Below are 10,878 nucleotides of genomic sequence, written 5' to 3'. Positions count from 1 at the left end.
TTCCGGCGACAGTCGATTTTTTGATTTCAACAGCCATGGCTCGTTCTAATTTGCCTCACTTCGCACCTTCGGTGGCACCGGAGGCGCAGGCGGACGCGTCGGTTCCGAGTTCATCTTGGCTCGCTCGATGTTGTGCAGCATGCCTTGATTGTCGAGTCTTCGGCGACCGACAAAATGAGCCATTCGCGGGGTCAGATCAAAGGCGACTTTTTCAATCTGATTGAACAATTTCGCCAGTCGGTTTTCGAGGTATTGAGCAAAAATCGCCGCCGGGATCGCCACGATCAAGCCCGCCAAGGTGGTGACCAGTGCCGTGTAAATGCCTTCGGATAATTGTTCGCTGCGGCTGCGATCGGCTGTCAACGTGGTCGATTCATGAAAGGCAACAATCATGCCCCACACGGTACCCAGCAGCCCCATCAAGGGTGTTGCGGCAGCGGCCAGATTGAGCCATCGAATCGGGGCGGCATGCCCATCGGCTTCACGCTGAATCGTTTCTTTGACAGCATCTTCGATCTCGCCAATCGGTTGTCCGGTTCGCAGCAACATCGTGCGGATTGCCGTCGCCGCAGGTGAAGGGAAATCGTTGCAAGTATGATAGGCAATATTGGGGCTAAAGTTTTCCGCTGGCTCAGAGATTGCGTACAGTTCGTCGACCAACGTGCGGGGAATAATTTTACTCTGTCGCAACGTCAACAGCCGTTCGGTTGCCAGCGCGACGACTAACAGACTCATGATGCCGATCGGGATCATAAACCGACCCCCGCGACTGATCAGCGACAGCAAATCAATCGACGACGGTTCGGCGATTGCGGTATCCGGGGCAGGGTTTTCATCCTGCATCACCGATTGAATCTCCGCTGCGTCGAAACGCATTTCTCCCGTGTCTTGGCTGTGCAGGACCAGGGTGTCAAGCGAGAGCATCACGAACATGGCAACCACCACGGCCAACGCGATTCGGTGCAGTCGATTCGGATTGTGATTCGTAAAATTCACTACTTTTTCAAAGCCTCTAATTGCGTTTGTGCTTTTCCCGCCAGTTCGTGCTTCGGATGTTTTGCGACAACATACTGAAAGAAGTTAACCGCGAAGTTTTTTGATTTCTGTTTGGCGGCCGCTGTGCGAGCTTGCTGCATTAACAGTTCGCTGCATCGGCCCGCTTCGAACCCGCTTTTGGCTTGCCAGTTTTTGATCGATTCGGGGGCCTGTTCAGCGCCAAAGCCGTACATGACTTTCTGGAATTCGGGGATAGCGAGGTCGAAACGTCGGTCTGCGAAATGGATCTCGCCGATCATGAATCTCGCCCGCGCCGCGATTTCGTTGCGGTAATTGTCAGCGACTTCAGCGAACCATTGCAGCGCCTTTTCGTTGTCACCGGTCTGTTGATACGCAAATCCGGTTTCATAAAAGACCTGAGCCAGATACTGAGTCGACGGAAAGCGACCGCGAAGTTCATCGTACCACTGGATCGCTTCTTCCCATTTTTTCAGTTGAGCAGCGCTCTGGCCTCCGTGCAGCAGCACCAGCTCTCTGGCTTGGCGGTCCGCCGCATCCCGCACCGTTTTCGCCGTGTCATCATTCGCTTGGATTTGTTTGCGCGCGACCTCAAATCCGCGAAGTGCTTTTTCGTAATTCTGTTCGTTAAATCGGCACTCGCCCACCATCATCAAGGCGTCGAATCCGAGCGAGCCGTCGGGATGCTTTTCCGCTTGCTGCTTGAACGCATCGGCGGCTTGGTCAATGTTACCGGCTTTAAAGTGCGACCAACCGAGTCGATAGAATGCTTTTTCGGCCAGTTCGGAATCGGTGGTGTTTTTTGCCGAGGCCAGAAAGTACTTGGCCGCTTCGGGCCAATCTTTCTTCTCGTAATAATTTTGGCCGACAAAGTAGGCCGCCTCACCGGTCAACGAGGTGTTCGAGGACTTGGCGATTAGCTTCGTAAACGAATCCACCGCCGCCTGCTGTTTTCCAGACTCGCGATACGACCACCCTAACTCGTACAAGACTTTGTCCAAATCGGGATAGTTGGGGACTTCGGCCACCAGTCGTTCGAGCCGTTTGGCCGCTTCTTCGGGCTGCTTCTCTTTCTGGTCAATGAGCGCTAATTCGTAGAGCACGTGACCGAGGTTCATCCCTTTGGGGTCGAGCGCCAGATAGGCTTCGAGATCCCGACGCGCGGCATCGGTTTGATTCAAATTGCGTTCGGCGATGCCTCGTGCCAGCAACGCTTCGCCGCGGATCGCGTGCCCCGCGTAATCGCTGAGCAGCGTGTCCAGCGACTTCATGGCATCGTTGTGTTTTCCGTTTTCCATCAACAGTTGAGCGAGACTGTAATATGCATACGGCATCAATCCGGGGTCGGCACCCGAAGCAATGATCTCGTTGTAATGCTCGATCGCCTGCGTTGCATTCTGTTGCGTGCTGGCGAGTTGAGCCAATTTGAAACGCGCCTGATCCGCCATCCGGCTGTTCGGATCTTCTTCGATAATCGTGCTCCAAGCGGATTGAGCCGAGCGGCTGTCACCAGAGGCGAACAAGGCTTGGCCCGACATCAGCAGCGCTTCGGACGCGCGAGGCCAACTTGGATCCGCTTCATGACTGGCACGGAACGCCTTCGCGGAATCGGTGGCATTGCCTGCCATCAAATAGGCTTGGCCGAGCAGCAATTGAGCTTCGGCACGCTGTGATTTCTCAGGCAATTGGTCCGCTTCTTTCTTGAGCATCGCAATCGTCTCGTTGATCCGCCCGGCCGTATTGAGTGCCGTGGCGGCGCGAACAATCCAGATGGGACGCTGCTGCATGTCGTTCGGGTCTGAATTTTCAACCAATTCTTTGAACAGACCCGCGGCCCCGGCCGCATCCCCCATTAGAAACTGGCTCTCGGCTTTCACAAAGCGAACATCCGGAGCGAGTGTGTCGCTGGGGAATTTTTTCAGAAACTCTGTCGCCAACTCAATCGCGTGTTGGGATTCGTTCAGCTGCAGCGCCGAGAACGCCGCGTTGTAGAGAGCGCGTGGGGCGAGCTCGTCGTCCGGCGCATCACGATACGCTTGTTCGAACGCTTCGAGTGACTCCTTCAGCGTGTCCGGGTTCATCGCCAACGCTTCTGCCAAATCCAATTTCAGCGACGCGACAAACTTGCCTTCGGCCGCCTTGTCGAGTTGCTTTTTCGCGATCGCTAACGCAGTGGCCGCATCCCCTTTGCCAAGATGGATTCGCGCCAACCAATGCGCCGCTTCGGTCGATGCTTCTGGATTGTTCTGTTCTAAAACACGCTCGAACCGCTTCGCCGCTTCGTCGGTATCACCACTTCGATAGGTGCTTTGCGCCGAGGCAAGCGTTGCCGACGCGGTGTACGGTGAATCGGGGAAATCGTTTAGCAGTTGTTCGTACTTCTTGGCTGCTTCGCCTGGCTTGTTCGCCTGTACCAATGCGAACGCTTGCCGGAATATCGCGTACGACAGATCTTCGGCATTGTCGGTCGATTTGATCGCAGCATCAAACGATTCGATCGCCTCGCTGTAATTTTTCTTCATGATGGCGGTGTCGCCGATCCGCAAATGGACATCGGTGACTAAATCGCTCTTTTCGCAGCTGCCCAAGAGTTGACGAAACGATGCCACCGCGTTGTCAAATTGGTCAAGCTCTTCGTAGGCAACGCCTCGTGCATACAACGCGTCGCATCGCAGTGGAGATTCTTTCGCGGTGGGCAATGCCAACAATTGGTCGTAGTTTGCGATTGCTTTTTTAGCATCCCCCAACCCATAAGCCGCCTCACCGCTGTAGAACAAGGCACGATCGAGGAATGCACTTTTGGGAAATTCTTTTCGCAGTGTTTCAAATGCTTGAATCGATTCTCGCAACCGATCTTTGTTGCGATTGGGGGCCTCGCCAGCGGCCGAATAGAGACACCATCCGCGATTCACCAGACTCTCTTCGCGTAGTTCGTAATCCGCGTCCTTCAGGGCACGAGCAAACGCGTCCGAGGCGGCGACGTAATCCGGATTCTCTTGCTGCATGTAACAAACGCCCAAAAAGTGAGCCGCCTTGGACACCATCGGGTCCTGCGGGTACTCCTTCAGAAAACGTTGCCAATGCTCGATCGCTAGCTCAAGGGCGCCGTTGGTTTGGAAATTCGCGGCGTCCGCGTAGGCTGCAATCGATTCTTCGGTTGATTCTTCCGCCCAAACACGCGTGCTCAAACCGCTTGTGCCCAACAGTGCAATGCAGGCAAGCCAACCCACAATGGATTGGTGATAAGAATCAATCCTAGAAAAATCGATTCGGAACAGGCTTAAGCGGACCTGCGTTTTCAACACGAACATGACCCCCCCGGATGAGCGTAGGTGTTTCAGCAAACGGTGTTTCAGCAATTTGTCGAACGGTGCGAGCCTGTTATTAAAACGAGAACCGTGCGATCTCGTAAACGACTAATTCTAACGAGATGGCGGCACAGGCGATAGTTTCACGATCAAGCCCATTACAGTTTAACAAGAGCCCCGATTTGGTAGCATCCGTTCAATCTGGAAACCCTTCCTACTCGTCACTTTTGTGCTGATTCCCATGCTCCGTGCAATAACTTGCCGAAAGGATAAGGTGTCAGCCAAATCGGCTCGATCCACCGATCGCGGGGACTCGATGCTGTGCAGGTTAGAGCAAACGGATGCTCTCGGTGACGATGGCAAAGAGGCTACTTTGCTCTGCTGGCGGTTTAACTGCCACTGCGGCTCGTTAGCGGCAGGTCGCGATTTGGCTGGGTAATTGGGGGCAGATAGGGGCAGTGGGCTGTTCACCCCGATACGCCATGCGACGCTTCGGATACACTAAACGGCCGCTGCGTGTCTTTCTGCTTGCGAACTTTTTCTTCTCTTTTTTAATGATCGGATCAACGGTGAGTGAACTGACTTCGGTAATCACGGGTGGTGCGGGGTTTATTGGTTCGCATTTGACGGAATCGCTGCTTTCGCAAGGACACCGCGTGATTGTGGTCGATGACCTGTCGACCGGACGCAAGAACAACATCGAAGGGCTGCTGGACAATCCCAACGTCGAGTACATCGAAGGGTCGGTCACCGAAGAGTCGTTGGTCAACGAAATCGTCGATCGCGCCGACCGCGTGTATCACTTGGCGGCCGCCGTTGGCGTTGCACTGATTGCCAAGCAGCCGATTCAAACCATCGAACGCAACGTCTATCCCACTCAATTGATTTTGAATCGCTTGGGTGAACGAGCAAGCAAAGGCAAATTTGTGCCTTGTTTCATCGCCAGCACCAGCGAGGTGTATGGCAAAAACCCAAAAGAGGTTTGGTCCGAAGAGGACGATCTCGTGTTTGGTGCGACGACCAAGCCGCGATGGAGTTACGGCGTTTCCAAGGCGATTGATGAATTTTTGGGGCTCGCGTTCTACAAAGAAAAACAGTTGCCCGTCGTTGTCGGTCGCTTCTTTAACGTCGTCGGCCCTCGGCAAACCGGAGCCTATGGGATGGTGTTGCCGCGGTTTGTCGAAGCGGCACTGCGTGGAGGGCCGCTGGTGGTTCATGACGATGGCCATCAAGTGCGATGTTTTGCTCACGTGGACGATGTCGTTCGAGCCGTTTCGGATTTGGTCAACAAGCCGGATACCGCTGGCCGCGTCTATAACATCGGCAGCGATGTCCCCGTCTCGATTTTGCAGTTGGCCCAACGAGTTGTCGAGCGAGTCAATCCGAAAGCGACGATCGAGTTCCAAACCTACGCCGACGCGTACGATGATTCGTTCGAAGACATTCGCCGCCGTGTTCCCGATCTGACGCGAATTCGTGAAGCGATCGGCTACGCACCGACCAAAGATCTTGACGGGATCATCGACGCGGTCGCGAAATACCAATCCGCGCTCTAAAAGGCTTCGAACTTCTCGCTGCCACCTCCTCACTGCACCCCCCTCTCTCGCTTCCAGCTATACTCATTGGTCCCCCCCGTCGCGAAAACGTCTTTCGCGAGCAAGGCTGGCGTGACTTCGTCGGCTTAAAACCGCTGGACTGGAGAGTGAGTGAATGGTTGTCGTGCGTCACTTTTTCATTGCCACTTTGATTTTGGCTGCAGGGACGGTTCTCGCCGCCGACCCGGCCGTTGTGGGCTCGAAAACTGCGGGCTGGAAAACGGTAGACTGGAAAACTGTAGGCTGGAAAACCCAGCAGCTTTCGGGCGAATTCTTCAGCGAGGGAGCCACCTCGGGGGACTTCAATCACGACGGAGTGCCCGATATCGCCTCGGGACCGTTCTGGTATGCAGGCCCGGACTTCAAAACTGCGCAGCGATTCTACGCCCAAGACGTCTTCGACCCTCACGGCTATTCGAATAACTTCTTTGCCTACACCGACGATTTTAATGGCGATGGCTGGGATGACGTGTTGGTGTTTGGGTTTCCGGGCCAGGATGCGTCGTGGTTTGAGAACCCCAAGGGGGCTGATCGCTTTTGGCCTCGGCACCAGGTGCTCGATCGTGTGGACAATGAATCACCGGCGTTCGTGGACATCACCGGCGACGGCAAACGCGAGATCGTTTGCAGCCAAGATGGTTATTTCGGGTTTGCCAAAATCAATTCGGAAACTCCTGAAGCTCCGTGGCATTTCCGCCGCATCTCGACCCAAGTCGCCGGCGGTCGCTTCACTCACGGGCTCGGCATCGGCGATATCGATGGCGACGGCCGCTTGGACCTGATCGAAAAAAATGGTTGGTGGAAACAGCCCGATTCGCTCGAGGCAGATCCGTTGTGGCAGCAGCACCCGTTTGCCTTTTCGCCAGGCAACGGCGGAGCGCAGATGTTTGCATCGGACGTTGATGGCGACGGGGATAACGACGTCATCACGTCGATCAATGCCCATGGGTTTGGACTGGTGTGGTACGAACAAATCCAAGCCGATGGAGCGATCACGTTCAAGTCGCACCAGATCATGGGGGCGACGGCAGCCGAAAATCCATACGGCGTCTGCTTCTCACAAATCCACGCCGTCGAGCTCGTGGACATCAACGGCGACGGATTGGATGACATTCTGACTGGCAAGCGTCACTGGGCACATGGACCGCGAGGAGATTCAAATCCGGGCGATCCGGCCGTCGTGTATTGGTTCGAATTGTCTCGGGGCGCCGCAGCCGAAGCTCAGAACGCGGGCGAGAACGCGGGTGAGAACATGCGCGAAGCGGAACAGGTACAGTGGATTCCGCATTTGATCGACGATGATTCAGGCGTCGGAACCGAGGTGAACTTCACCGATCTCGATGGCGACGGAGACCTCGATGTCTTCGTCGGTAACAAGAAAGGGACGTTCGTGCATTGGCAACAACGTCGTCCCCGCGCCGACGTGGATGCGTCAAGGTGGTCGCCTCGGCCCCGCAGCGCCGGTGCCCGCGCCGCCACCAACGGGTTGCCTGAAAACGAGGGGCTTTCGCCACAGCAGGCAGCCGAGGCGATCACCGTTCCCGAGGGCTTTCGCGTTCAATTGGCCGCAGGTGAGCCGATGGTGCATCAACCGATCGCCATGACGCTCGATGATCGTGGTCGGTTGTGGATCGCCGAAGCTCACACCTATCCCACCCGTGCTCCGCAAGGCGAGGGAAAAGATAAAATCATCATCCTCGAAGATGAAAATCATGACGGAGTATTCGATACGCGAAAGGTGTTCACGGAATCGCTCAATCTGGTCAGCGGTTTGGAAGTCGGATTTGGTGGCGTGTGGGTCGGCGCGGCTCCCTATTTAATGTTCATCGCCGACCGCGACGGCGATGACGTTCCCGACGGTGAACCAGAGATTTTGTTGGATGGTTTTGGGTACCACGACACGCACGAGACACTGAACGCTTTCATCTGGGGACCCGATGGTTGGTTGTATGGATGCCACGGCGTGTTCACGCATTCCAAAGTCGGGCCGCCAGGAACCGCCGATGCCGATCGCACACCGCTGAACGCCGGCGTGTGGCGATACCATCCGATCCGTCATACGTTCGAAGTCTTTGCGCACGGAACCAGCAATCCATGGGGAGTCGATTTCAACGAGTATGGCCAAGCGTTTGTCACAGCATGTGTAATCCCGCACATGTATCACATCATCCAAGGTGGGCGATACCAACGGCAAGCGGGGCGTCATTTTGATCCCTACGTTTACGACGATCTAAAAACGATCGCCGACCATGCCCACTACGTCGGCAGTATTGGCGACCATGCATGGTGGGGTGGCCGTAACGAAGCAAGTGCACTCAATGACACCGGCGCCGCAGGCGGTGGTCATGCTCATTGTGGTGCGATGATCTATCAGGGTGACAATTGGCCAATCCAGTATCGGGGATCAATGTTAATGGCCAATATTCATGGCAACCGCATCAACAACGATCTGCTTCGCCGCTCGGGCAGCGGCTATGTTGCCTCGCACGGCGCCGATTTTCTGTTCGCCAATGATCGATGGTTCCGGGCGATCAATATGAAATACGGACCCGACGGCAGTGTCTATCTGATCGATTGGTACGACAAAAATGCGTGCCACCGCACCGATCGTGAAGTTTGGGATCGTACCAACGGGCGTGTCTTTCGAATCCGCTTTGGCAGCACCGAATCCAAACCGGTTCATTTGTCGATCGAAGACAATGAAACTCTGGTGGCCTACCACACTCATGAAAACGAGTGGTATTCGCGAATGGCTAGACGCATCTTGCAATCTCGATGTTTTGCCGCCGGATCGCAAACACCGCTGGACTCACAACAGAACGAGCAGCTCACCGCATCGCTCGAGCAATTGGCGTTTGGTTCGCACGAGGTGCCGGTGCGACTGCGTGCGGTCTGGACGCTGCACGCATGTGGGCTGTTAACGACGCAGCACATCGAGCGACTGCTTGACGATCAAAGCCACAAATCCGAGTACCTGCGGGCTTGGGCGATCCAGTTGGAAATGGAAGATTCAAACACCTCGCTGCTACCCAAATTGGCCAACATCGCAGCGACCGATTCTTCGGCCCACGTCCGCTTGACGCTGGCGAGTTCGCTGCAGCGATTGCCGATCGATGATCGTTGGTCGATTTTATCGGGGCTGGTCCGGCACGCCGACGACGCCGCCGATGCGAATTTGCCATTGATGGTTTGGTACGCGGCGCAGCCGTTGGTCGTCGAGGACGCGCCCCGCGCGCTCGCGTTGGCGAAACAGGCACGTTTGCCGGTCGTCCGGCAATTTATCTATCGCCGTGCCGCGGCCGATCCCGACGCGATCAATCACCTCTTGGCCGAGCTCGCCACGCTCGAGGACATCGAAACGCAGAAGATGGTGTTGTCGGAAATCTCGGCGGCGATCGCCAATCAAGCTCGTTTGAAAATGCCCAAGCAGTGGCCGGCGGTCTACGAGAAACTCGCCGCCAGCGAGGATCCACAAATTGCCACGCAAGTCCAATCGATCACGGTCAAGTTTGGTGATGCTTCGATCTTTCCTCAGCTGCGTGGGATCGTCACCAACGCTCAGCTCGATGCAAACTCGCGATCCAGTGCCCTGGCGGCGCTGGTCAGCGGGAAGGACAAGGAACTGCTGCCCGTGCTCGTTTCGTTGTTAGAGGACACGCGTCTGCGTGGTCAAGCGGTTCGCGGCATGGCCAATTACAGTGAGATTGAGGGCGCTGCTGCAATCATCGCTTATTACGATCGCTTCTCGGATGACGAAAAATCCGATGCGATCGCCACTCTGGCTTCGCGAGTCTCGTTTGCCGCCGAACTGCTCACTGCGGTGTCGGATGGCAAGATCCCTCGCGGTGACTTGTCGGCGTTTACGATCCGGCAAATCCAATCGCTCGGTGACGATTTGCTGACTCAGCGAGTGAACGACGTGTGGGGGACGGCGCGAACATCGCCAGCCGAAAAACTCGAGCGGATTGCACGATTAAAGCAGCAGCTGACCGCTGAGGTGCTCAGCAAAGCCGATCTTCCTCACGGACGTGTCCTGTTCAACGAAACCTGTGGCAAATGCCATCGATTGTTTGGCAGCGGCAGCGACATTGGTCCCGATATCACCGGATCCAATCGAGCCGATATCGATTACTCGCTGCAGAATATCATTGATCCCAACGCACTGATCGGACGCGATTATCAAGCGACTCAGGTGCTGACAACCGACGGCCGCGTGATCACGGGACTACTGAAGGATGAAACGCAGACGGCACTCGTCATCCAAACCGCCAACGAAAAAGTGATTCTCGACAAAGAAGAGATTGAAGAGCGAACGCTTTCTAAAACATCGATGATGCCCGAAGGCCAATTGGACCCGATGTCGCCGGACGAGGTGCGAGATCTGATTGCTTATCTGGCTAGTCCCGTTCAAGTGCCGCTGCCCGGTTCGGTGCCGGTGATCGACCCGAAAACGAACCGCGTCGCAGGAGCCGTCGAAGCCGAAACCGCGACGTCGCTGAGTGTGTCGCGAGGAAGGGTGCAGCCACAAAATATGCGTGGGTTCAAGGCCGGTAAATGGAGCGATGGGACGCATCTGTGGTGGACCGGTGGCAAGCCCGGCGACAAGTTAACGTTGTCGATTGACGTCGAGAAAGCAGGGACATACGAAGTTTTCGTGGCGATGACCAAGGCTCATGATTACGGCGTCGTTCAGTTTTCGATCAATGATGCCCCAGCGTCCTCGCCGATCGATTTGTTCCATAAAGCCGACGTCGTGGCGACGGGCCCGGTGTCGTTGGGCACCCACTCGCTGAATAAAGGAGGCAACCAAATCCAGGTCGAATTGACCGGAGCCAACCCCGCCGCCACCCAAGCGTTCATGTTCGGACTCGATTACATCTACTTGAAGTGACGCTACAGTATAAGGAGGGGTCGCTCGTCGAACCTAAGTTCTGTTTCGTTCCTAATTTGAAGATGTCCCT

Annotated in this window: 4 protein-coding genes; 2 read left to right on the top strand and 2 right to left on the bottom strand. The window is 55.7% G+C overall.

The features are described 5' to 3' along the window. Positions 1-45: 45 nt before the first annotated feature. Both ABX962_RS01470 and ABX962_RS01465 read right to left on the bottom strand, forming a co-directional pair. Complete coding sequence (locus tag ABX962_RS01470) at positions 46-996, bottom strand: MotA/TolQ/ExbB proton channel family protein (protein WP_372715941.1); 951 nt, start codon at positions 994-996, stop codon at positions 46-48. After that, positions 996-4,202: a tetratricopeptide repeat protein gene (locus ABX962_RS01465; RefSeq protein ID WP_372715939.1), complete on the bottom strand. Its 3,207-nt coding sequence runs from the start codon at positions 4,200-4,202 to the stop codon at positions 996-998. Before ABX962_RS01465 ends, ABX962_RS01470 begins: the two co-directional genes overlap by 1 nt. 689 nt (positions 4,203-4,891) lie before the next feature. On the opposite strand from ABX962_RS01465, the gene ABX962_RS01460 reads away from it, so the two are divergent. Both ABX962_RS01460 and ABX962_RS01455 read left to right on the top strand, forming a co-directional pair. Next, positions 4,892-5,878, top strand: a complete 987-nt coding sequence (locus tag ABX962_RS01460; RefSeq protein ID WP_372715937.1) for an NAD-dependent epimerase/dehydratase family protein — start codon at positions 4,892-4,894, stop codon at positions 5,876-5,878. Positions 5,879-6,032: 154 nt separating this feature from the next. Further along, positions 6,033-10,808 (top strand): PVC-type heme-binding CxxCH protein, encoded by a 4,776-nt coding sequence (locus ABX962_RS01455; RefSeq protein WP_372715935.1) that lies wholly within the window; start codon positions 6,033-6,035, stop codon positions 10,806-10,808. The last annotated feature ends 70 nt before the right edge of the window (positions 10,809-10,878 follow it).

The organism is Novipirellula sp., from assembly GCF_041583735.1.
GTDB lineage: Bacteria > Planctomycetota > Planctomycetia > Pirellulales > Pirellulaceae > Novipirellula.
The sequence above is the reverse complement of the archived record's forward strand: the minus strand, read 5'-3'. Positions and strand labels throughout refer to the sequence as shown.

Coding starts and splice junctions, on each gene's coding strand:
- ABX962_RS01455 (WP_372715935.1), top strand. CDS start 6,033: ATGGTTGTCGTGCGTCACTTTTTCATTGCCACTTTGATTTTGGCTGCA.